The sequence below is a fragment of the Mammaliicoccus sp. G-M28 genome, from assembly GCF_022386595.1.
In the GTDB taxonomy this organism is placed as follows: Bacteria; Bacillota; Bacilli; order Staphylococcales; family Staphylococcaceae; genus Mammaliicoccus; species Mammaliicoccus fleurettii.
Genome location: NZ_JAJNIF010000003.1, coordinates 201,866 through 225,783, shown reverse-complemented (window position 1 = coordinate 225,783; position 23,918 = coordinate 201,866). Strand labels below are relative to the sequence as shown.

The window sequence follows — 23,918 nt, the reverse complement described above, 5'->3', positions numbered from 1 at the left end:
ATATTAACTCCTAAATGCAGTTATTTCTTTCTTTAAAGCTTTATAGCGTTTATTATCTTTATCAAGCTTCAATGATTGATTTATAAATTTACTGGCTTTATCATAATCGTCTTTAGCTCTATAACCTAACGCTAATTGATAATTTAACTGTCCAGATTTTGGAAAAACTTTTAAACCTTTTTCCCATTCTAATATTGCTTCATTTAATGAAGTTTTATTTGCAACAATCAATCCACTTAAAATATATGTTTCATCTGATTCAAAATCTTTTTCTTTTATTTGTTTTACCATTGTTTCAGCACTATCAAAATCACCGTTATTCATAGCATTTTTCGTTAATTCATCATATATATAATGCTGCTGTCTACTAAAAATAACTATGATTAGAATAATAATTAAAACTATAAACCCAATGATATAATATAATTTGAATTTATCATGTTCCATCCAACGATATATAATATACATTAGGATAGCACCACCTATAAATCCACCTAAATGTGCAAAATGGTTCACATTATTAATGAATAAGGCTAATAGTGAAATGATTGCAATGCCAATAAAAGTTTGCAATACAAATTGTTTATTTATATTTTTTCTAGTAAATAAGTAAACAATAAATGCACCAATCAAACCAAATATTGCACCACTCGCACCAATCGATATAGATTCTGTATCAATACTTAAAGATACTAATCCTGCAAATAGCCCAGATGCCATGTAAATCGTAAACATCTTGACCGATCCTAATGCACCTTCAATTAATTTACCAAATATAATAAGTGAAAATACATTCATTATAAGATGTGTAAAATTGGCATGTAAGAACATAGATGTTAATAATCTATACCATTCCCCATGTACAACATTAAAATGTACTAGACCACCGTAATCTACTAAATTTATTTGCGCTACTTGATTAAATATTAATACTAAAGATAACCAAACAATCACATTAATTGCTACTAAAATATATGTAACTGGTGAGAATTTCAACATAAAACTATCAATAAAACTGGCATTAAGTAGCTTGTTTTTATAAGTTGTTACGGCCGATGTCTTTGAGCGTTTAATTTGCTGCTTAGTAATTAAATGCCCTGAAACTTTTTGAAAATCTTCCACATTACTTAAAGCGTAATACCGTATTTTTGGACGCTTATAATGATTAAACTCTGTGAAATCTATTTCTTTATCCGTTACATAGTATATATCTAGTTGTTCAAAACTAAACCCTATACTTTCAATCAAATTGCTTAAATGATCTGTTGTTTTCTCAAAATCAAAATCAACTTCTTGATGTGTCGGGGTCTTATGTATAAATCTTTTAACGATTTTTTTAGATTCATGCGTTAACCAAATTTCTGATTCATCTTCATCAATCGATAAAATGTTAAACCCTTCTGTATATACTAAATAATAAATCGATTTCCACATTTGCTTTATTTTATCCATTTATTCTTCTCCATTTAAAACGTTTGGTAATATAATTTCTTCAACTGGTATATCATGTACTTCATTTTCAAAAGATTTAATTTGGAATGGGTATACTAAGCTAAGCGTATCTCCACTATATTGAGATAAGAACTTATCATAATAACCACCACCATAACCAATTCTATAACCTTCATTATTAAATACTACACCAGGCACAATTATCAAATCTATATTGTCCTCTATTTCTGTTTCTTTATCTATAAATTTAATGCCTTTTTCGTCTATTGCAATTGACTCTAAATCTGTTAATCGCTGGAATTTCATCATTTTTGTGTTGTAATTTGTTGTAGGTACATAAACCTTTTTATTATCCTTCAATATTTTTTGGATAATCGGCAAAGTATCTACTTCATGATCCATGCTCATTACAATAGCTACAGATTTTGCATTTTGATATTTATAGTGCGCATATAATTGTTCATGTAAATTAAAATCATAATCGTCCTTCTGAGACTTTTGTTGATTTTTCATCAAACCTAATATTTCTTTTCTCAAATCTTTCTTCATCGTCATGAGTTTAACACTTCCCAATTATTATTTCATTTTTACCATTTTATACATTTAATGATAACACAAGAAATACTGTGAAAGGTAGTTGTAGGCTCCTAAAAACGAATAAAAAACACATCACCAAAGCTGGCAATGTGTTCTTATTCGTTTTACTATTTTGTTTCTCTATGAAGAGTGTGTTTACCGTCACGAGCACAATATTTTTTCATTTCAATTCGCTCTGGGTTATTACGTTTATTCTTTTTAGAGATGTAGTTTCTTTCACCACAATCAGTACATGCTAAAGTTACATTTACGCGCATGATGAACCCTCCTATTCTTATTTCAATTAATATACGACCTTATTATAATACCATCTATGGTTATATAATTCCAGTATTATTTTTCAACGGCTTCATAGTGTTTGCCTGTAATATAATAATAACAGCTTTCACTAATATTTGTAATGTGATCACCAATTCTTTCTAAATATCTTGCAGCTAAGTGTGCTTGTGCAGAAATGAATGGGTCATTGTCTATTAAATAAGTCGTATTATTAATCTCTTTATACAAATCATCAATATCATCATCACGTTCAATGATTTCTTTAATTAATAATATATCTTTATTATTAACAGCAGTTTCTAGATCTCTAAGCATTAACATAGCCAATTTACCCATTGTTTTTAATCTCATCAAAATAAAATAATCAGTAATTTTAGCTCTTTTTCTAATTTGAGCTATATTAGTTGAGTTATCTGCCATTCTTTCTAGCTCTGAAGCAATTTTTAAAGCTGAAATCATTACACGTAAATCAGTGGCAATTGGTTGCTGTTTTGTAATTAACATAACGACTTTTTCATTTATATCATATTCCATTTGATTAATTTTTTTATCATATGCAATTAGATTTCTAGCATTATCTTTTTTCTCATCACTAAGAACGGAAATGGATTGCTCAATCATATTATAAACTTCTTTGCCAAGTTTAAACAAATCTTCAATAAGTAAGTTTAACTCGCCTTCGTATTTTTCTCTAATAACCATATTAACCAAATCTCCCAGAAATATAGTCTTCAGTTTTCTTATCACTTGGATTTGAGAAAATTTTATTTGTATCATCAAATTCATTTACATATCCATTTAAGAAAAATGCTGTCTTGTCTGAAATTCTAGCAGCTTGTTGCATATTATGTGTCACGATAATAATTGAGTATTTTGATTTTAAGTCTTGAACAAGTTCTTCAACTTTTAATGTAGAAATAGGATCTAATGCAGATGTTGGTTCATCCATTAAAATTACATCTGGCTCTATTGCTAAACATCTAGCGATACAAATTCTTTGTTGTTGTCCACCAGATAGTCCATACGCATTTTTATCAAGTCTATCTTTACATTCATCCCATATAGCTGCACCTTTTAAAGAACGTTCAACAATTTCGTCTAATACTTTTTTATCCGTAATTCCATGAATTCTTGGTCCATAAGTTATATTGTCGTAAATAGACTTAGGAAATGGATTTGGTTTTTGGAATACCATACCTACATTCGTTCTTAATTCTTCAACACTATATTTTTTATCAAAAATATTTTTATCTCTATAAATGATTTCACCAGATGTTTTAACACTTGGAATTAACTCGATCATTCTATTTAATGTTTTAATATAAGTTGATTTACCACAACCTGATGGACCAATTATCGCTGTTACTTCGTTTTCAGTGATATCAAGATTAATATTTTTTAATGCGTGAAAATCACCATACCATAAGTCTAGGTTATTCGTTTTATATACAATATTTTTATCTTCAACCGCTATTTCTTTATTCTTTGTCATTTCATTTGAAGATATATTTTGAGATAAATCTCTAATTTTTACGTCTGTCATTTTAATGACCCCTCTTCATTTTGATTTTATAGTTTTCTTTGATATTTATTTCTAATGTAAATTGCAACTGAGTTCATAAGAATTAATATTACGAGTAGAACAATAATTGCTGCTGATGATACAAATTGGAATTCGGCTTGTGGCAATTTAGCCCAATTGTATATTTGCATCGGCAATGCTTGGAATGATTCAAAAATACTATTTGGCGTTTTCATTAATATTGCAGGTATACCTATTACAACCAATGGTGCTGTTTCACCAAGAGCTCTTGATAACGCAAGGATTGTTCCTGTCAAAATACCTGGTATAGACGCAGGTAATACAATATTTTTAATCGTTTGCCATTTAGTACTTCCTAGACCTAATGATGCTTCTCTAATCGAAGAAGGAACTGATTTAATCGCTTCTTGACTAGCTACAATTATTATAGGAAGAATCATTAATGACATTGTTAAAGCAGCTGCAATAACTGTTTTGCCTAATGATAAATTCTCAATCCCTGCTCCACGAACAAATATCGTTAATCCTAGTAAACCAAATACAACTGATGGTACACCAGCTAGATTCGATATATTTACTCTAATAAATTTCGTAAACCAATTTTCTTTTGCATATTCAACCATATAAATCGCTGTACCTACACCTAAAATAATTGATATTGGTGCAATCGTCATCATTAGCCAAAGTGTTCCTAATAATGCACCTTTAATACCAGCTCGTTCAGGTGAAGTAGAAGAAAAGTTAGTGAAGAAATCAGTACTTAGATAAGGAATCCCTTTTTTAAATATGTCAAAAAGCAGTATAGCTAATACGATTAATCCAATTAAGGTACATACAAAAAATATCGATTTGATTACTTTATTTTTCAATAATCTCGTTGGTAATTTTTTTTGAACAACGGTTTGATCAACTAAATTCACTTCTGACATATTAATACTCCTCTCTAAAGCGCTTAGTAATCCACTGAGAAATAATATTCATGATAAAAGTGAATATAAACAATGTGAAACCAACCGCATAAATACTATAATAAATATCCGAACCATATGTTGCGTCACCAGTAGCAACTTGAACGATAAACCCTGTCATCGTTTGTATTGAACCAATTAAGCTAAAGCTTGAATCTGGTGTACTACCAGCTGCTAATGATACTATCATCGTCTCTCCAATTGCTCTTGAGATTGCCAATACAATAGAAGCAATAATCCCTGATAAAGCTGCTGGAAATACAATTTTTGTAGCTAGTTCAAATTTTGTTGCACCTAAGCCAAGTGCACCCTCTTTAATCGATTCCGGCACTGAACTCATAGCATCTTCACTCATACTTGTAATCATTGGTATAATCATGACCCCCACAACTAAACCAGGACTAATTGAGTTAAAGCTACCTAAATCAGGGAAAATCCCTCGTAATATAGGTGTAACAAATGTTAAAGCAAAGAAACCATACACAATTGTAGGAATACCTGCCAGTATTTCTAAAACTGGTTTAATCAATCTTCTTGATCTGTCTGAAGCATACTCACTTAAATAAAGTGCTGCTCCTAATCCAACTGGTACTGCAAATATAGTAGCAACAGCAGTTACTTTTAAAGTACCTAATATAAGAGCGAATATTCCATATTTAGGATCAGAAGAAAATGGTGCCCAATCCTTAGTAAATAAAAATTCAAATGGATTTACTCTTGTGAAAAATGTTACCGTTTCAGTAACTAGTGTAAACAATATCCCGATTGTTGTAAGTACAGAAACTGAAGCTATTAGTAATAAAACAATTGGAACAGCTTTGTCAGCAAAAACTTTCCCTTTGTTATTATTATTTCGTTTTATAAGTTCCTGTACTGAACTTTGTTCTTTCATAAAAATAACTCCTTCATTTTGAAAAAGGGCGACAATTAAGCGCCCTTTGTATTGATTTATTAATGATTATTTTTTAAACTTTTCTAATGTTTCTTTGTCTTTTTTGTATTCTTCATCTTTCAATGGAACGTATCCTGCATCTTTAGCAGCATCAGCTGAGTTATCAATAACATATTCCATGAATCCGTAGAATGCATCGTTATCTTCTAATGATTTATTCTTCGCATATACGAATAGTGGTCTACTTAATGGGTAAGAACCGTCATTAACAGATTCATCAGTAGGTTCTACTGCTTTACCTTCATCACCTTTAATTTTCACTGCTTTAAGTGAATCTTTATTTTCTTGATAGAAGTTGTATCCAAAGAAACCGATAGAATCTTTGTTATCTTGTACAGATTTAACAATTACGTTTGTATCAGCATTTTTCTCTGATTGTAGATCTTTTTCATCTAATACTTCTTCACTAAAGAAGTCGTATGTCCCGTGTGATTGGTCAGGAGAAAAGGCTTTAATTTTTTTATCTGGGAATTTTGAGTTAACATCTTTCCAAGTTTTAGCTTTCCCGCTATAAATTTTTGCAAGTTCGTCCATGCTTAGTTCTTCTACAAAGTCATTATCTTTATTAACCGCTACAGTTAAACCATCTTGAGCAACTTTAAACTCAGTATAATCAATTTTTTCTTTTTTTAATTTTTCTTTTTCTTCATCTTTAATATCTCTAGATGCATTTGAGAAATCTGTCTCACCCGCGATAAATTTCTCAAATCCTCCACCTGTTCCTGATACACCGATTGAAACTGAAACATCAGGTTGTTCAGCAGAAAAATCTTCATTTATTTTTTCCATTACTGGTGCAACAGTAGATGAACCGTCACCTTTAACTTCACCGCTTAATTTTTTATCATCTGAAGATTTAGTATCCCCTGAATCAGATTTTTCAGCTGCTCCACCACAAGCTCCTAATAATAGTGCAGAACTCAAAGCTGTTGTTGACCCAATTAATTGCCACTTTTTCATGTTAAATCCTCCTAATTAATAACGCCTTAATCTTTATTACACCTTTACTTTACATTTTCTTTATTAAGTACAAATAAATTGAATGTAAATTTTGTGTTAACATTTTATGTAAACGTTTTAATTTAACGCAAAAAAACTGAGACAATTACATTGTCTCAGCGTTATCATTATATCTGTTATTATTTTTTATCTTTAAAATAGTAATTTATAATATCTCTACCTAAATCTCCACCTGGTAACCATGGTTCTGGTACTGGTTGATTTGTGTAAGTTATTGAGAATGATAGTTCTGGATTTTTTGCTGGAGCATAACCAACATAAGTAGAATTTACTTTTGGTTTTCCATCTTTAAACACTTCAGCTGTACCTGTTTTACCTGCAGATCTTACAACAGTATCATTAAAACTAGAATATCCAGTTCCTTCTTCTTCATTAAATGCCATATCAAAACCTTTTTGTACTTGTTTGATTTCTTTATCACTATTATTTACTTTGTTCATCACTTCACCTTTAAATGACTTTTTAATAGGTCCAAGTGAATCTTCATTTGTAGAATTTCTTATTTCTTTAGCTAAGTGTGGTTTTAACCTATATCCATCATTAGCAATTGTTGCTGCATATTGGGACAGTTGTATTGGTGTATAAGTATCAAATTGTCCAATAGCTAAATCAATATAGTTACCTGGGTTATCTTTAATAGGTTCTATTTGACCTGCTGACTCGTTTGGTAAATCAATACCTGTTTTTACACCTAATCCTACTTGATTAAGTCCTTTACGTAATTTTATTCCAGCTTGTTCAACATCTGTCGGTAAGGACATACCGTTTCTATACGGTGAATCTGCTAGTAAAAGTGCTGTTTTATACATGAATACGTTTGAAGAATGCATTAATGCTTCAGCATCAGTTATTGTCTTTTTACCGTCTTGGTTGAAATAAGAACGTTTAGTTAATCCACCATTGAATTTCAACGGTTCATCGACCATTTTATCTCCAACATCTAAAACGCCATTTTGGTAACCCGTAAGTAATGTTGCACCTTTCACTGATGAACCTACCGTATATTGACTAGTAAAGTTACCGATATGATTATCTGTAATTTCTCCGTTTTCATCAATATCTCGACCCGCCATCGCTAAGACGTCTCCATTTCTTGGATCTTGTACAACTACCATAACTCTATCCATATCTTTTGCGCCTTCACTACGCAATGACTCAATATGCTTATCTACATATTCTTCTACTTTTTTCTGTAATTCAATATCTATAGTTAATACTAAATCATTACCTCTGGATCCTTCTGATATTACTTCTGAACTTGTAATCTTTCCAGATTTATCTGTAACGTATTTCATTTTTTTCTTAGAACCCTTTAATATATCTTCGTATTGATATTCTAAATATGATTTACCTACTCTATCATTTCTAGAATAACCTTTAGCTAAATAATCATCAACAAGCTCTTTCGGTAATCCTTCTTCTTTACTAGATACATTACCAAATAATGTTCTTAAAGTTTCTCCATATGGATATCGTCTTTCCCAATCCATAGTTGTATTAACTCCTGGTAGTTCTGATAAGTGTTGTGATACAGCTGCATATTCATCATTTTTCACACCTTCATTTTTTATCACTACAGGGCTAAGTTGAGAGCCTCCGTTCATTTCTCTAAAGATTGCCAGAATTTGCAAATCTTCTTTTGATAGAGTATTTGTATATTTAGAAGTAACTTTGTTGTATAGTGCTTCATCATATTCTTCCTGGCTAATATTGCCATCTGAGAATAAAGCTTGTTCATCTTTCATTAACTTTTGAACTTCATCTTGATTTCTTAAAATCCAAAAGTCTTGTTTATCTCTATCCGTTATATTTGATGTGTCCATCTTCATTAAATGGGATAGTTTTTCAGCGATTTCTAAAATATCATCCTGACTTGTTCTTCTATCTCTCGTATATGTAATTGCTTTTTTAGATTCGTTATCTACTAAAACTTTGCCATTTCTATCATAGATACGTCCTCTAGGTACGGATTCATTAACTGTGATTGATTCCGTACTATCAATTGTCCTTTTGTATTCTCCGCCTTTAACAATTTGCAAGTAACCTAAACGCATTATGAGTACAGAAAACAATATGACTACAACTGCTAATATAAGACTTACTCGTTTGTTCATTAAAAGGCGAAATGCTTCTTCTTTAGATTTCTTTTTTACTCGTTTCAACAACTAAACCTACCTTTGTAACTCTATATTAATAATTTCATCATATATGATTATGACGTACATTGCTATTGATAAAGTTAAAATTTTATAAAAAAAGCCGAGACAATAAAATTGTCCCGGCCCCTATTAGATAGTCGAATTATTTTGCTGCTTGATATAATTCGTTAACTTTATCCCAATTAACAACATTCCAGAATGCATTAATGTAGTCTGGACGTCTATTTTGATAGTTTAAGTAGTAAGCATGTTCCCAAACATCTAAACCTAAAACTGGAAGTTTACCTTCTGAAATAGGATTGTCTTGGTTTGGAGTTGAAACGATTGCTAATTCACCGTTATCTACAACTAACCATGCCCAACCTGAACCGAAACGGCCAGCTGCAGCAGCTGCAAATTCTTCTTTGAATTTGTCTAATGAACCGAATGTAGAACTAATTGCGTCAACAACTTCTCCTGAAGGTTCAGAAGCATTTGGAGTTAATAGTTCCCAGAATAATGAGTGATTATAATGTCCGCCACCATTGTTTTGAACTGCAGTACGAATATCGTCTGGAACTGAATTTAAATTCTTAACGATGTCTTCGATAGATTTACTTTCTAAATCTGTACCTTTAACTGCATCATTTAGTTTTGTTACATAAGTGTTATGGTGTTTCGTATGGTGAATCTCCATAGTTTCTTTGTCGATGTGTGGTTCTAATGCATCATATGCATATGGTAATTTTGGTAATTCAAAAGCCATAAAAAATCATCCTCCTCATTTGTTTTACATACTTATCTTATCAAGATTAAAGTTTTATAACAAACAATTTGTTTATATAATATTTAAAAAATTTTGTTTTCTAACTTATCATGTTGCAACTCTTGTTTTTTATCATTATTATTGAGTCAAGAAGAGGTGAAATTATGCAGTACATGAAAGAACTAAAAAGGTTATTTAAACACCCTAATAAATATCCTATGTTTAGAATAACTAAATTAAGATACATATTTCTACATATTCTATTACTCAGTTTTATATTAATATTACCTAATACAGTTCAATACATACAAATCACTCAAAACTTATCCACCCTAGCAAATGAACAAGTAGATGAAATACCTAATTTTAAAATAGAAAATAACAAAATGATTTTATCTTCTGACAAAAACATCAAAATGAACGATAAACAATCCATTATTTTCACAAGTTCTAATCAATTTAATATGGAAGCTAATCATCTTATCGTTTTCAAACCTGACCATATTGAAATATCAAATTACAATGACTATACCGAAATCAGTTACGGTTCTTTATCAACTGTTGTCACTGATCAAGATGATTTAATTAAATTCATAGATACGATCAATGATTCCAAGTACTTCTATTTAAGTATGATAATTATATTCTTATTAATAATTCAATTTATCAGTCTATCAATTAAAATTGGTATTCTAGCATTAGTAGGTCATTTATTAGGTATGTTACTTCGAAAGAAAACACGATACATGACATGGTTTAAAATGATGACGTTTATAATAACGCTTCCAACTTTAGTACTCTTATTAGGTATAGTTGCGTCGAATACTTTATTAATCATTGTTTCATGGTGTATAATTGTGATTGGTATTCTCATAACAGTGTTTTACTTACCAAATGGAAAGAAACATGCTAATGTAAAATAATAAGCAAATCTATACAAAGGAGTCTTATCATGTCAGAAATCATTCATCGTACTAAAACTAGGCCTGTTAAAGTTGGGGATTTAACGATTGGCGGTTCAGATGAAGTCGTTATTCAAAGTATGACTACTACAAAAACATATGATGTCGAAGCAACAGTAGCAGAAATTAAACGTTTAGAAGAAGCTGGTTGCCAAATTGTTCGTGTCGCTTGTCCAAACGAAGAAGACGCATATGCAATTAAAGATATTAAAGCCCAAATAAACATTCCATTAGTTGTTGATATTCATTTCAACTATAAACTTGCTTTGATTGCTATTGAAAATGGCGCAGATAAGATTCGTATTAATCCTGGAAATATTGGTAGACGGGAAAAAGTTGAAGCGGTTGTTAAAGCGTGTAAAGAAAAAGGAATTCCTATTAGAATTGGTGTAAATGCTGGATCGTTAGAAAAGCATATTATTAAAAAATATGGTTACCCTACCGCAGATGGTATGGTTGAAAGTGCCTTGCATCATATAAAAATACTAGAAGATCTAGATTTTCATGATATCATCGTTTCAATGAAAGCCAGTGATGTTAATCTAGCCATAGAGGCATATACGAAAGCTGCACAAGCTTTTAATTACCCATTACATCTTGGCATTACAGAAAGTGGTACGCTTTTCAATGGTACAGTTAAATCGTCTGCAGGATTAGGTGCAATCTTAAGTTTAGGTATAGGTAATACTTGTCGTATTTCTTTATCAGCAGATCCAGTAGAAGAAGTTAAAGTAGCAAAATCACTACTTAAAGCATTCGGTTTAGCAAGTAATGCTGCAACATTGATTGCTTGTCCTACTTGCGGACGTATAGAAATAGATTTAATATCTATAGCTAATGAAGTAGAAGAATATATCTCTAATCTTCAAGTACCGCTTAAAGTAGCCGTTCTTGGATGTGCAGTAAACGGTCCAGGAGAAGCAAGAGAAGCCGATATCGGTATTGCTGGTGCTCGAGGTGAAGGCCTTTTATTTATGAAAGGTAAAACAGTTCGTAAAGTACCAGAAGAAACAATGGTAGACGAATTAAAAAAAGAAATAGATAAACTAGCTTTAGAAATGGAACAAAATAAAGAAATTCAAAACTCATAAATATAATGTTTGAGGCTGAGACAATTAATTTGTCCCAGCCTTTCATTAAATAATATATAAAGGTGATTTTTATGAACCAAAAACCAAGACTAGGAATAGATATAGATGGGACTGTCACTTGCCCAAAAACATTTGTCCCTTATTTACAAAGAGACTTTAATGAACAATTGAAATATGAAGATATTACAGAATACAATTTAGCAAATGTCTTAAATTGTGAAGAAGAAGAAATGCTTAACTGGTTTAAAAACAATGAATCATATATTTACCAAAACTCTCCAGTTGCAGAAGGCGCTAAAGATATTTTAAGCCAGCTTCAATATCAATATGAACTATATTATATAAGTGCCAGGCATAACTATTTAGAAGACATAACAAAAGAATGGTTTAATTTGCATAACATTCCATTTGATCAAATTACATTAACAGGTAGTCATAACAAATTAGAAGTAACTAAAAATCAAAATATAGATGTATTTTTTGAAGATAAATTAGACAATGCTGAAGACATCAATCACCAACTAAATATACCAGTATTTTTATTCGACACACCATATAATCAAAAAGAACTTCAATCTGGTATATATAGAATAAACAGTTGGCATGAAGTATCTCCATTATTAAATAAATTATAAATTAAAGAGCTTGGACATAACTATCCTAGAATTCTATTAAGAGCAGAAATTCAATTTTAATAATGAATTTCTGCTCTTACTTTTTAAAAATCATTTAAGTAGCTTATAGAATTTGTTGGCATTTTTATGCGCATGCTTTCCGCGGGCATGTTCTCAGCCTGTAGTCTTCGAATCATGCTTTTCCCGCAGGAGTCAGCGCTAAAAAATACCAAATATTAATTAAATATTTATAATATAGGTGGAATTCATTCAAGAGTTGACTCTATGTTAAATAATCTACTTATTAAAACAAAAAACAAACTGAACTTATAAATTTAAGTTCAATTTGTCCACAGTACAAAGTAGTGATTAGAGAAACCATTTTTCTATTTAAAAATAAATATTGAGAGCGATTTTGTGAAGTGCTGACGCCTGAAGGAATAGTATGTGGGAGAGACTACAGGCTCGAGCCATACCCTTAGGCAAGCATGCACGAACAAAATCGTAAGATATAAAAAATAGATAATTTGAAACGATTTTGTAAAGTGCGGACGCCTGAGGGAATAGTATGCGTGAGAGACTACAGGCTCGAGCCATACCCTTAGGCAAGCATGTACGTACAAAATCGTAAGATATTAAAAAATAAGCATATCACTGTAAACTAAAAAATCAGTTAAGTGATATGCTTATTTATTTTATACTGTTTTACAATGCTCACATTTACCATATACCTCAAGTTTATGTGATGAAATTTCTACGTTTGGTAGTTGTTGCTTAATTGAATCCATTGGACAGAAATCGATGACTTTTGTTGTTCCACACGAATCACATATAAAGTGATGATGGTGGTGGCTTTGACATGAAATACGAAACTTCATTTCACCGTCAATTTCAGTACTTTCAATTATATTTAAGTCTTTAAATAAGTATAAATTACGATAAATTGTATCGAAAGACAAACCTGCATAATCATCTTTTAAAGCTTCTTGTATATATTTTGCTGTTATATATTTATCTTCGTTAACGAATAAAGAAATGATATCACGTCGTTTATTTGTATACTTATGACCATCATTCTTCAATATTTGAATTGCTTCTTCTACTTTCAAGATGATAGCCTCCTTTTTTTATCAATACTTTACTATATGCAATACTTGCAAGTAATTCTATAATTAACAATCCTACTATAATACCTCCAGGTGAAATATTCAAATAGAAGGAAAGTATCAGACCAACAATGACAGATAATTCACCAAATATAATACTTAGTGCAATTAATTGTTTAAATCCTTTCGCAAGTCTCATACTAGTAGCTACTGGCAATGTCATTAAACTACTTACAAGTAATATCCCTACTACTCTCATTGAAGCCGAGATAACCAATGCAACAATAACTATAAATAAGAGTTGAATCCATTTAGGCATCCCTATTACTTTTGAATATTCTTCATCGAAAGATAGTACGAAAAGTGATTTATACAATAACATGACAAAAATTAACACGATTAAAGTAATAATAATGATTGTAAATAAATCACTCATATTTACTGCGCTGATAGAACCAAATAAATATCCAAATAAATCTTGGTTAAATCCATTAGCTAATGAAATGAAGATTACACTTACACCAATACCACCACTCATAATAATCGGTATAGCGATTTCTTGATAATGTTTATATTCAGTTCTTAATTGTTCAATGAGTAAAGCACCAGCTATTGAAAATATAATACCGAACCAAATTGGGTTAATGGAAGCAAACAATGGACTAATACTCATTAAGAATAATCCCATTGAAATACCACCTAAAGTAACATGGCTTAAAGCATCTGCAATAAGCGATAATCTTCTAACTACAATAAATGCACCGATTAGTGGTGCAATTAAACCAACTAAGACACCACTTATAAATGAATATCTTATAAAATCAAAATTTAAAAACGCATCAATCATTCTTTAAACACCCCTCATATAGGAGGTTTAAAGAACTTATATTATTAAAGTACTCAATCTCACTTTCCATATCCTATCTCCTTACCGATACTTATCTACTAGTTCTATTTATTTAACGAGTTCTTCTAATTGTTCTTCTGCACAGCAATCACGATCATGTTGGTGGTCAACAAATTGTACTGGATGTCCATAAATTTTAGATATTGAAACTTCATCTAGTGATTTGAATGATTCACTTGTCCCATGGAAATGAATATGTTGATTTAAACAAGCAACTTTACTTGCTGTATCAGCAACGACACCAATATCATGTGTTACGAGTATAATTGTTATGCCTTCTTGTTTTAATTGTGTAAGTAGTTGGTAAAATTCTGATACGTGTCTTGCATCTATACCAACTGTAGGTTCATCTAATATTAAAATGCTAGGCTTAGAAATTAAAGCTCTCGCTATGAATGTTCTCTGTTGCTGTCCACCGGATAGTTGTGCGATATTCTCGTTTTTAAGTTCAATTATATTTAATCTTTCTAATATTTCATCGACTTTTTTCGCATCTTCATTATTAAACCATTTGAACAAACCTTTATTTTTAGTTAATCCACTCATGACAACTTCTTTAACAGTTGCAGGAAATCCTGAACTAAACGCATTAGATTTTTGTGAAACGTAACTAATTTTTTCCCAAGATTTATATTGATTTATTTTTTTACCACTTATGAATATATCACCTTTTTGTAAAGGTAAAAGTCCTAATATTAATTTAAGTAAGGTTGATTTCCCTGAACCATTCGGTCCTACTATTGCTAGAAAATCACCTTTATAAATTTGTATATTGATATGGCTAAGCGCCAATTTATTTGGATAGCTATAACTTATATCTTTTAATTCAAAAATTGGTGTTTCTTTTTCCACATTCATCACCTCGTCAATAGATTACTATACAATGAAAATGGATTAATGTAAATAGGAATGTTTACGAATGAAAAAAGGAATGCTATTAATTTAGCATTCCTTAAGTATTATTTATTGATTAAAAATTTTATCTTTTAAATCTGGATCGAAAGTACCATTTTTAATCATTTCAATTTCGTATTTATATGGTGGCTTTTTATTCTTTTTATCATCACCTACATAAGGTGTTTCTAAGATTTTAGGAACATTAGTAAAGGCTTCATGATGAACAATATAATGCAATGCATCATAACCTAAAGAACCAAATCCAATGTTTTCATGTCTATCTTTTTTAGCACCTTGTGGGTTTTTACTATCGTTTACGTGAAGGACTTTTATTCTATCAATACCGACGATTTTGTCGAATTCGTTTAATACACCATCAAAGTCTTCTTTAACGTTGTAACCAGCGTCGTTAGTATGACAAGTGTCAAAACATACTGATAATCTTTCATTATGGTCTACACCATCAATAATTTGTGCAAGTTCTTCGAATGTTTTACCACATTCTGAACCTTTACCCGCCATTGTTTCTAATGCTATACGAACATCGTTATTATTCGTTAAAACTTCATTTAAACCTTCAATAATTTTTTTAATACCTTTTTCTTCTCCAGCACCTACATGAGCACCAGGATGAAGTACGATATCTTTAGCTCCTAAAGCTTCAGTACGTTCAATTTCAGATTGTAAGAATTCAACACCTAAATTAAATACTTCAGGCTTTGTAGTATTCGCAATATTAATGATATATGGTGCATGCACAACAATATTTGATAAACCGTATTCTTTCATTGCTGCTTGACCATTCTCAATATTTAAATCTTCAATTTTTTTACGTCTTGTGTTTTGAGGTGCGCCAGTATAAATCATAAATGTTGAAGCATTATAACTTGCCGCTTCTTCCGCTGCTTGAAGCAACATCTTCTTACCACTCATTGATACGTGTGATCCGATTAACATATATGACACCTATCCTTTTCTGCTTTGTTTTTTAGTTCTTTTAGAATGTGCTTTCTTTTCTTTGAATTTCAATTCATCTAATTCACGTTTGAATTTCTTCTTATAACCAGGTTTAACTTTATTTTTGTTATTTCTTTTAATTTTTTGTTTAAGCGATTTCTCAATATTATCTTCTTTTTTAACACGTCTTGTTCTATTTTGACGATCTTTTATTTCTACAAATTCGTCATTTTTAATATCAACATGTTTAAGTTTATAATTATTCTTCTCAATTTGAGTTATTAGATCATCTTCGTCTGGTGTATATAAAGTGATTGCTACACCTTTATAGTCACCACGACCAGTTCTACCTACTCTATGCGTAAAGAAATCAATCTCTTTAGGTAAATCATAATTAATAACGTGACTAACACCTTCAATATCAATACCTCTTGAAGCTAAATCACTTGCTACAACAAATTCAAAATCTAATTGTTTAATACGTTTCATTTGTTGTGTTCTTTCTCTAGGTGTTAATCCACCATGAATAACACCAACTTTATATCCTTCTTCAGATAAATGAGCGACTAATTCATCAGCTCTATCACGACTATTTGCAAATATAATTGCTAAATAAGGGTTTATAACTTTCATAACTTTTAAGATTTTTGTTTTTTTCTCTTCACCTTTAGTAGGAATTAAGTAAAAATCAATATTATCTTTATTTGAAGATGCTGTTTCAATTTCAACAAATTCAGGATTGCTTAAATATTTATTTAAGAAAGGATGTAATGCTTTAGGAATCGTTGCACTAAATACGGAAATTTGTGCTTTTCCATCTAATCTACTCGCAACACTATCAACCTTAGGCATAAACCCTAAATCAATCATTAAATCTGCTTCATCAATAACAACTGACTTAGCTAAATGTAAATCTAAAGCTCTTTCAACAGCCATATCATCAATTCTGTTTGGCGTTCCTACAACTACATGTGGTGTGTTTTTAGATTTATCAATATCTCTCGATTTATCAGTTCCACCAATATATAAGCTTACTTTAACACCTGTTTTAAATTGTGCCAAATGTGATGCAGCGTCGTATAATTGTTTAGCCAACTCTCTCGTTGGAGCTAAAATAATTATTTGTGGTTCTTTTATATCAACATCAATTTTATCAAATAATGGTAATAAAAAGGCGTGAGACTTACCAGTACCAGTCTGAGATTGACCTATAATATTAGATCCTTTTTTAATCTTAGGTATAACTCTACGTTGTATTTCTGTCGGCTGATCAAAGTGTAAATCTTCAACTGCCTTTACTAATTCATTTTCTAACTGAAAATGTTCAAACGGATGCTTAGACATAAGCGACCCTCCTCGTTTCTTTTTCACTTCATACATTATATAGTAAATACGTAGTTTATGATAGGCTTAAAGATTTATTTTGAATTTTTATTTAGTTTCATTCAATCTTGAGTGTTGTTATAATAGATATTAATAAGGAGGGCAATTAATGGAGATTATAAAAATTACCCCTAGAGGCTATTGTTACGGCGTTGTAGATGCTATGGTGATTGCAAGAAATGCTTCACTAGACAAATCACTTCCTAGACCAATTTATATACTTGGCATGATTGTTCATAATAAACATGTAACAGACGCGTTTGAATCAGATGGAATTATTACTTTAGATGGACCAAACAGATTAAAGATTTTAGAGCAAATAGAAGAAGGAACTGTAATCTTTACTGCACATGGTGTGTCACCTGAAGTAAAAAAACGTGCTAAAGAAAAAGGACTTGTTTGTATCGACGCAACTTGCCCCGATGTAGACAACACACATCAACTTATAAGAAAAGTTAAATCAGAAGGATACCATGTCATTTATATTGGCAAGAAAGGTCATCCAGAGCCTGAGGGAGCAGTTGGTGTTGCTCCAGATATTGTTCACCTCGTCCAGACATTAGATGATATAGAAGATTTGCCAGAAGATATTAAAGATAAAAAACTCATCGTAACTAATCAAACAACGATGTCACAATGGGATGTTAAACATTTAATAGATAAACTACAAACTAAATACCCGCACATCGAAGTTCATGAAGAAATTTGTTTAGCAACACAAGTAAGACAAGAAGCTGTTGCTAATCAAGCAAATCAAGCTGACTTATTAATAGTTGTAGGCGATCCAAAAAGTAATAACTCTAATAGACTCGCACAAGTATCCAAAGAGATTGCACACACAAATGCATATAGAATTTCTGATTTAAGTGAACTAAAACTAGAATGGTTACAAGACATTGGAAGTGTAGCCGTTACTGCAGGAGCATCAACACCTACTCCAATAGTAAAAGAAGTCATTGACTATATTAAAAACTATGATCCAACTCATGTACCAACTTCAGCTCTTAAGAGTAATGTACCTGTTGAAAAAATATTACCTAAGATTAAAAAGCCACAACCAGTAACAATAATGGAATAAAAAAACTGCCGACTTTTTCGGCAGTTTTTTTACATATAACAATAAGGATCTGTATTGATTTTAGAACTTTTTATTTCTATTGATTGATTTGTCCATTCTTCTAATAATGACTTCAATCCTTCTCTCATTACATATTCACTATAATGATTTATATCTAGAACATTAATACCATCCATTTTGGCATCTAATGCTTCGTGATGCTTAACATCACCAGTTATAAATAAATCTGCTTGTTTATTTTGTGCAAGTTGTGCGTACTCTATTCCAGCGCCACCAACTATTGCCACTCTATTTATTTTCGCCTCTTTATTCCCTATAAATCTAACAGCTGGAATGTGTAGTTTTTCTTTATAGTGTTCAACAAATTCATTTATTGATTGTGTTTTATCTAATTCTCCAACTATTCCTAATCCTATTCTAGAAGTCTTCTTCATTTCTATAAAATCAAAAACAGGTTCTTCATACGGATGATTTTCATAAATAAGTTGTTTAGCTAGTGACTTATCTTTTCCATCTACCATAAGCTCTAATTTAGTTTCATAAACCGTTTCAGTCTTATGAGATTGTCCAATATGCGGGTTAGCATTCTCACTTGGTTTAAATTGACCTTTTCCTTGCGATTGGAAAAACACTTCGCTATACTCTCCTGTTTGTGCTAAATGATGTTTGTTAAATGCAGACTTCATTAGTTCCACATCTTTATCTGGTATAAATATCTGTACTTTGAAATAACTTTCTTCTTTGTCATCTAGAACAGACATGTTTTTCAAACCTATTTGGTCACCTATCATGTAACTTACACCTTTTGGATACACATCTAAGTTTGTGTGAAGCGCGATTAAATTAATATCATTTTGAATCAGTTTTTTTAGAATCGGTCCATAACCTTTTTCTGTAATGTTTTTAACACCTTTAAAAATAAGTGGATGATGCGCAATAATTGTATTTAAATCGTTTTCTATTGCTTCATCTACTACTTCCATAGTGCAATCTAGTGTTGTTAATATGCCCGTCACTTCACTATCTTCAGTTCCAATTAATAAACCAACATTATCCCATGATTCACTACTTGAAAATGGAATATGTTTATTAATGACATTTAGTAATTCTTGAATAATCATTTAAGCACCTCTTTAATTTGAAGTATTTGTTGATTAATTTCATTATACCTAATTTGATCATCATGATGTTCTAACTGTTTACTAATTTTATTTAACGATTCAAGTTCTCTCTGCCATTTTTCATAAAACAAATCGCTTTTATTTTTTAATAATATTGGTCCAAATCTCATTTCTTTTTCATCTAGTAGCATTGTTCCTTTTTTAGCGACTAATATTTCATATATATGTTTTTTATCTTTTATTAATTGTTCGTCATAAATTTTATATCCAATTTTTTGTAACACTTGTCTAATTGGTAACGCATGTATATTTGCTTGTAATATTAAATCAGGATATTTGTTTAATTTATGTTGACCTTCTTCAATAATTTGTGCAATTAATGGTCCACCCATACCACATATCGTAATAACATCTATTGTTTCGTCAATCACTTCTAAACCATTTCCAAGTTTAACTTCAATACTATCTGTCATACCATAAGTTTTAGTGTTCTGTTGTGCTGCCAAAAAAGGACCTTTAACTACTTCTCCAGCTATCGCTTTGTTAATTAAGCCTTTTTGTATAGCATATATTGGTAAATAAGCATGATCAGATCCAATGTCAGCTAATTTATTATGATTGAGGTATTCGCTCACCTTCGTTAAACGTTTGTTTATCTGGATCATCATTTTTTCCTTTCATAAAAAAAATCTTTTGCAATAGCAAAAGATTTTTTTGTGTTATTTAGCGCCGTCTTTTAAGTATTTGACAAGTGTGTCTAAATCTTTGTCTGAAATAGTCGCTTCATCGTGGGCAGGCATTGAACCTTTACCATCACGGATGATTTTTTTCATTTCGCCAGCTTCTTTAGAAGAACCAGCTAATTTAGGTCCCATTCCACCTTCAAGATTTTGTCCATGACAACTTGTACAATTATCTTTTGCGAATGTAGCTGCGTCAAACTTCTCAGTTTTTTCACCGCCACCGCCTTCTTTTTCTTCCTCTTTGTTAGCACCATGTGCTGACATGAAGAATATTAATCCCACACCGAGTAATAATATCAGAATAAACGGGATAACAGGATTACGATTCATTCATACAACCTCCCTTTTGTTAAACCTTCATACAATTATATTTTATATTAAAACAAGGCATTGTCAAAGGCTTTTTGGGATTAATATAAACTTTTCGTCATTAATCCATAAAATCTTTCAATCGCTTACTTCTAGATGGATGTCTTAATTTGCGTAAAGCCTTAGCTTCAATTTGACGAATACGCTCTCTAGTAACGCCAAATACTTTACCAACTTCTTCTAATGTTCTTGTTCTTCCATCATCAAGACCGAATCTTAATCTTAAAACATTTTCTTCTCTATCAGTAAGTGTATCTAATACATCTTCTAATTGTTCTTTTAACAATTCATAAGCAGCGTGATCAGATGGACTTTGCGCATCTTGATCTTCAATGAAGTCTCCTAAATGACTATCATCTTCTTCGCCTATAGGTGTTTCTAGTGAAACTGGTTCTTGTGCTATTTTTAAAATTTCACGCACTTTTTCTGGAGGTAAATCCATTTCTTCGCCAATTTCTTCAGGAGATGGATCTCTACCTAAATCTTGTAACAATTGACGTTGAACACGTATTAATTTATTGATTGTTTCAACCATATGAACTGGAATACGGATTGTACGTGCTTGGTCTGCGATAGCTCTAGTTATCGCTTGACGAATCCACCAAGTTGCATATGTCGAGAATTTAAATCCTTTATTAAAATCGAATTTTTCAACTGCTTTAATTAGACCCATGTTACCTTCTTGAATAAGATCTAAGAATAACATACCTCTACCTACATAACGTTTAGCAATACTAACTACAAGACGTAAGTTTGCTTCAGCAAGGCGTGATTTAGCAATATCATCACCTTTTTCGATACGTTTAGCCAATTCTACTTCTTCTTGTGCAGTTAATAAATTAACTCGTCCAATTTCTTTTAAATACATTCTAACTGGGTCATTTATTTTTACGCCTGGAGGAGCACTTAAATCATTTAAATTTAATTTATCATTTGTATCAGTTGAGTCTTTTTCATTGATTAAATTAATTTCATTCTCGTTAATTAAATCAAAGAAATCATCCATTTGATCTGGATCCATTTCGAAGTTTTGTAATTTATCTGCAATCTCTTCATGACTTAAATGTCCTGCTTTTTTACCTTGTTCAATTAATTGATGCTTTACTTGATCAATAGTAAGTACTGCTTCATTATTAGCGCTATTAATTTTGTTTAATTCTTTATCAGACATGAATAGGCCTCCCGGTTTATTAACTCTTACATTCTATTCCGATTATATTGTACAATTTGTTCTAAATACTGTCTTTGTAGTGCGATGTCGCCTGCTTGCATTGCCTTATTCAATTGTTCATTTAAATATTCTATTGATGTTTCTACTTGCTCATTAGGATGAATGACATTAATATAATCTTCCACTTCATCCGTTTCTGGTTCATCATTGATTGATAATGAATCTAAATACATTACTGTCTCCATGATTTGATGTTCTTCAATGTAACTTGAAAAATCACTAATGTTAAAAACATCATTATTCTTATAATACCCGTTTAAACGTGAAAAAATCACTCTATTATTCAATGAAGTGAAGTCTTCTTGATTAATCCTAGAATGATATTCTAAAAATAACTGTTTATGATTCATAAAATGTTTTAACAACGCTTGTTCAGCTCTACCAATTTTATCTAGTTTTTTTTCCTTTAATTCAGGAACGACATAATTATAATCAGCATTATTTTGAACAATATTCGGCGATAGTCGATTTTTAAGACTGTTAACATCTACTTTATACAAATCAGCTACTTGTTGCAATACTTTTTTTCTTAAAAATTCAGAACGAATCAGATTGATATCATGAACTAACTCTTCTAAATGCTGTCCATGCTTTAAATCATTGTTTTCGTTGGCATAATATAATTGTTGAGCCTTAAACCCTACATAAGATTGTTTTTGCCCTTCTACAAATGATTTAAACGCTTCACTTCCATATTCAGAGATATAGTCATCTGGGTCCATTTTTTTAGGTAAATTTACAACAAAGACATTTAAACCTTCATTTAATAATTCTTTACCAACATTCATCGCTGCTTCTTTACCTGCGAAATCTCCATCATACAGTAATGTTACGTTTGACGCCAGTTTTTTGACCATAATAATATGTTCTTTTGAAAGAGCAGTTCCCATTGTAGCAACAACTTGTTTTATATCCGCTTCTGATGATTTAATAACATCCATAAATCCTTCTAGGAGAATGACTTCATCATTTTGTCTAATGAATTTTCTAGCACGATCAATGTTATATAACATTTTTCTTTTTTGGAAAATTGGCGTCTCTGGGCTATTCAAGTACTTAGGCGATTGGTCCGTATAAGTACGACCGGAAAATCCAACCGTTTTACCTTGAAAATTCAATAACGGAAAAATAATCCTATCCCTAAATCTATCAAAATAGTCAAACGTTTCATCATTACGACTTAATAATCCAGCTTCATAGGCAATCACAGCATCGTAGCCATTTTTTTCTAAAAAGTCATGTGTAAATTTAGAATGGTTTGGAGCATATCCTATCTTTCTATCATTTATAAGTTCATCTGTGAATCCTCTTGATTTTAAATAGTTTAAGGCTGCTTCGCCTTCTTCTGTATGTTTCAATATGTAATGATAATTATTTGCCATAAGCTCGTGCATTTCTATCATCTTTATGTGATCATCAACCATTGAATCAGTTGCAGAAGGTTCTTGCTTTTGAATATGAATATCTACTTTATCGCCTAACTCTCTAACAGCATCAACAAAGGATACACCTTTAATTTCTTGAATAAACTGAAAGACGTTACCACCTTTTTTACAACCAAAACAATGGCATATTTGTTTATCTTCTGATACTGAAAATGAAGGTGTTTTTTCGTCATGGAAAGGACATAACCCTATATAGTTACGTCCTCTTTTTTCAAGCTTTACATATTCGCTTACCACATCTAAAATATCGTTTTTTTCACGAATTTCTTTTATTACATCTTGTTCTATACGCATCATTT

24 protein-coding genes are annotated in these 23,918 nt (G+C 31.0%); 4 read left to right on the top strand and 20 right to left on the bottom strand.

Annotated features, from left to right (window positions below; all coding sequences use genetic code 11):
* Nucleotides 1–3: 3 nt before the first annotated feature.
* From LQ609_RS04835 to LQ609_RS04790, 10 genes are all read right to left on the bottom strand, one after another.
* A complete protein-coding gene (locus LQ609_RS04835) occupies nt 4–1,452 on the bottom strand; it encodes a rhomboid family intramembrane serine protease (RefSeq protein WP_078356549.1) in 1,449 nt (482 codons plus the stop codon).
* Nucleotides 1,453–2,025: a 5-formyltetrahydrofolate cyclo-ligase gene (locus tag LQ609_RS04830; RefSeq protein ID WP_345773189.1), complete on the bottom strand. Its 573-nt coding sequence runs from the start codon at nt 2,023–2,025 to the stop codon at nt 1,453–1,455.
* Nucleotides 2,026–2,156: 131 nt separating this feature from the next.
* Nucleotides 2,157–2,306: a 50S ribosomal protein L33 gene (gene rpmG / locus LQ609_RS04825; protein ID WP_016911879.1), complete on the bottom strand. Its 150-nt coding sequence runs from the start codon at nt 2,304–2,306 to the stop codon at nt 2,157–2,159.
* 76 nt (nt 2,307–2,382) lie between these two features.
* Entirely contained in the window at nt 2,383–3,030 is a 648-nt protein-coding gene (gene phoU / locus LQ609_RS04820) for a phosphate signaling complex protein PhoU (protein ID WP_078356547.1), read from the bottom strand.
* Nucleotide 3,031: 1 nt separating this feature from the next.
* Nucleotides 3,032–3,820, bottom strand: coding sequence for a phosphate ABC transporter ATP-binding protein PstB (pstB, locus tag LQ609_RS04815; RefSeq protein WP_237687674.1), 789 nt, complete (start codon nt 3,818–3,820; stop codon nt 3,032–3,034).
* A 77-nt stretch (nt 3,821–3,897) separates the two neighbouring features.
* Nucleotides 3,898–4,800: a phosphate ABC transporter permease PstA gene (pstA, locus tag LQ609_RS04810; RefSeq protein ID WP_078356545.1), complete on the bottom strand. Its 903-nt coding sequence runs from the start codon at nt 4,798–4,800 to the stop codon at nt 3,898–3,900.
* Nucleotide 4,801: 1 nt separating this feature from the next.
* Nucleotides 4,802–5,731, bottom strand: a complete 930-nt coding sequence (gene pstC / locus LQ609_RS04805) for a phosphate ABC transporter permease subunit PstC (protein WP_078356544.1) — start codon at nt 5,729–5,731, stop codon at nt 4,802–4,804.
* Nucleotides 5,732–5,797: 66 nt separating this feature from the next.
* Nucleotides 5,798–6,751, bottom strand: coding sequence for a PstS family phosphate ABC transporter substrate-binding protein (locus LQ609_RS04800; RefSeq protein WP_078356543.1), 954 nt, complete (start codon nt 6,749–6,751; stop codon nt 5,798–5,800).
* 179 nt (nt 6,752–6,930) lie between these two features.
* Nucleotides 6,931–8,976 (bottom strand): peptidoglycan D,D-transpeptidase FtsI family protein, encoded by a 2,046-nt coding sequence (locus LQ609_RS04795; protein WP_208143781.1) that lies wholly within the window; start codon nt 8,974–8,976, stop codon nt 6,931–6,933.
* 136 nt (nt 8,977–9,112) lie between these two features.
* Nucleotides 9,113–9,715, bottom strand: coding sequence for a superoxide dismutase (locus tag LQ609_RS04790; RefSeq protein ID WP_078356541.1), 603 nt, complete (start codon nt 9,713–9,715; stop codon nt 9,113–9,115).
* Between the two features lie 164 nt (nt 9,716–9,879).
* On the opposite strand from LQ609_RS04790, the gene LQ609_RS04785 reads away from it, so the two are divergent.
* From LQ609_RS04785 to LQ609_RS04775, 3 genes are all read left to right on the top strand, one after another.
* Nucleotides 9,880–10,638 (top strand): DUF1189 family protein, encoded by a 759-nt coding sequence (locus tag LQ609_RS04785; RefSeq protein WP_115337392.1) that lies wholly within the window; start codon nt 9,880–9,882, stop codon nt 10,636–10,638.
* 29 nt (nt 10,639–10,667) lie between these two features.
* Nucleotides 10,668–11,768 (top strand): flavodoxin-dependent (E)-4-hydroxy-3-methylbut-2-enyl-diphosphate synthase, encoded by a 1,101-nt coding sequence (gene ispG / locus LQ609_RS04780; RefSeq protein WP_078356539.1) that lies wholly within the window; start codon nt 10,668–10,670, stop codon nt 11,766–11,768.
* Nucleotides 11,769–11,839: 71 nt separating this feature from the next.
* Nucleotides 11,840–12,403, top strand: a complete 564-nt coding sequence (locus tag LQ609_RS04775) for a 5' nucleotidase, NT5C type (RefSeq protein WP_239734386.1) — start codon at nt 11,840–11,842, stop codon at nt 12,401–12,403.
* Between the two features lie 674 nt (nt 12,404–13,077).
* Here the strand turns inward: LQ609_RS04775 and LQ609_RS04770 are convergent.
* From LQ609_RS04770 to LQ609_RS04750, 5 genes are all read right to left on the bottom strand, one after another.
* The gene (locus LQ609_RS04770; protein WP_078356537.1) at nt 13,078–13,491 is read right to left on the bottom strand and encodes a Fur family transcriptional regulator; all 414 of its coding nucleotides are present in this window, start codon (nt 13,489–13,491) and stop codon (nt 13,078–13,080) included.
* Entirely contained in the window at nt 13,454–14,335 is an 882-nt protein-coding gene (locus LQ609_RS04765; RefSeq protein ID WP_239734385.1) for a metal ABC transporter permease, read from the bottom strand. Before LQ609_RS04765 ends, LQ609_RS04770 begins: the two co-directional genes overlap by 38 nt.
* A 108-nt stretch (nt 14,336–14,443) precedes the next feature.
* Nucleotides 14,444–15,253 (bottom strand): metal ABC transporter ATP-binding protein, encoded by an 810-nt coding sequence (locus LQ609_RS04760; protein ID WP_078356535.1) that lies wholly within the window; start codon nt 15,251–15,253, stop codon nt 14,444–14,446.
* Between the two features lie 105 nt (nt 15,254–15,358).
* Nucleotides 15,359–16,249 carry a deoxyribonuclease IV gene (locus LQ609_RS04755; RefSeq protein ID WP_078356534.1) on the bottom strand — a complete coding sequence of 297 codons (891 nt, stop codon included), beginning with the start codon at nt 16,247–16,249 and terminating at the stop codon, nt 15,359–15,361.
* A gap of 9 nt (nt 16,250–16,258) precedes the next feature.
* The gene (locus tag LQ609_RS04750) at nt 16,259–17,593 is read right to left on the bottom strand and encodes a DEAD/DEAH box helicase (protein WP_078356533.1); all 1,335 of its coding nucleotides are present in this window, start codon (nt 17,591–17,593) and stop codon (nt 16,259–16,261) included.
* 148 nt (nt 17,594–17,741) lie between these two features.
* On the opposite strand from LQ609_RS04750, the gene LQ609_RS04745 reads away from it, so the two are divergent.
* Nucleotides 17,742–18,710 (top strand): 4-hydroxy-3-methylbut-2-enyl diphosphate reductase, encoded by a 969-nt coding sequence (locus tag LQ609_RS04745; protein WP_107509475.1) that lies wholly within the window; start codon nt 17,742–17,744, stop codon nt 18,708–18,710.
* Nucleotides 18,711–18,739: 29 nt separating this feature from the next.
* On the opposite strand, the gene LQ609_RS04740 is transcribed toward LQ609_RS04745, so the two are convergent.
* From LQ609_RS04740 to dnaG, 5 genes are all read right to left on the bottom strand, one after another.
* Nucleotides 18,740–19,831, bottom strand: a complete 1,092-nt coding sequence (locus LQ609_RS04740) for a Nif3-like dinuclear metal center hexameric protein (RefSeq protein ID WP_119634333.1) — start codon at nt 19,829–19,831, stop codon at nt 18,740–18,742.
* Nucleotides 19,828–20,496, bottom strand: coding sequence for a tRNA (adenine(22)-N(1))-methyltransferase (locus tag LQ609_RS04735; protein WP_078356530.1), 669 nt, complete (start codon nt 20,494–20,496; stop codon nt 19,828–19,830). Before LQ609_RS04735 ends, LQ609_RS04740 begins: the two co-directional genes overlap by 4 nt.
* Before the next feature lie 54 nt (nt 20,497–20,550).
* A complete protein-coding gene (locus LQ609_RS04730) occupies nt 20,551–20,904 on the bottom strand; it encodes a c-type cytochrome (protein ID WP_078356529.1) in 354 nt (117 codons plus the stop codon).
* Between the two features lie 100 nt (nt 20,905–21,004).
* Entirely contained in the window at nt 21,005–22,114 is a 1,110-nt protein-coding gene (rpoD, locus tag LQ609_RS04725; RefSeq protein WP_078356528.1) for an RNA polymerase sigma factor RpoD, read from the bottom strand.
* Between the two features lie 26 nt (nt 22,115–22,140).
* A complete protein-coding gene (dnaG, locus tag LQ609_RS04720; RefSeq protein WP_078356527.1) occupies nt 22,141–23,913 on the bottom strand; it encodes a DNA primase in 1,773 nt (590 codons plus the stop codon).
* Nucleotides 23,914–23,918 lie beyond the last annotated feature (5 nt).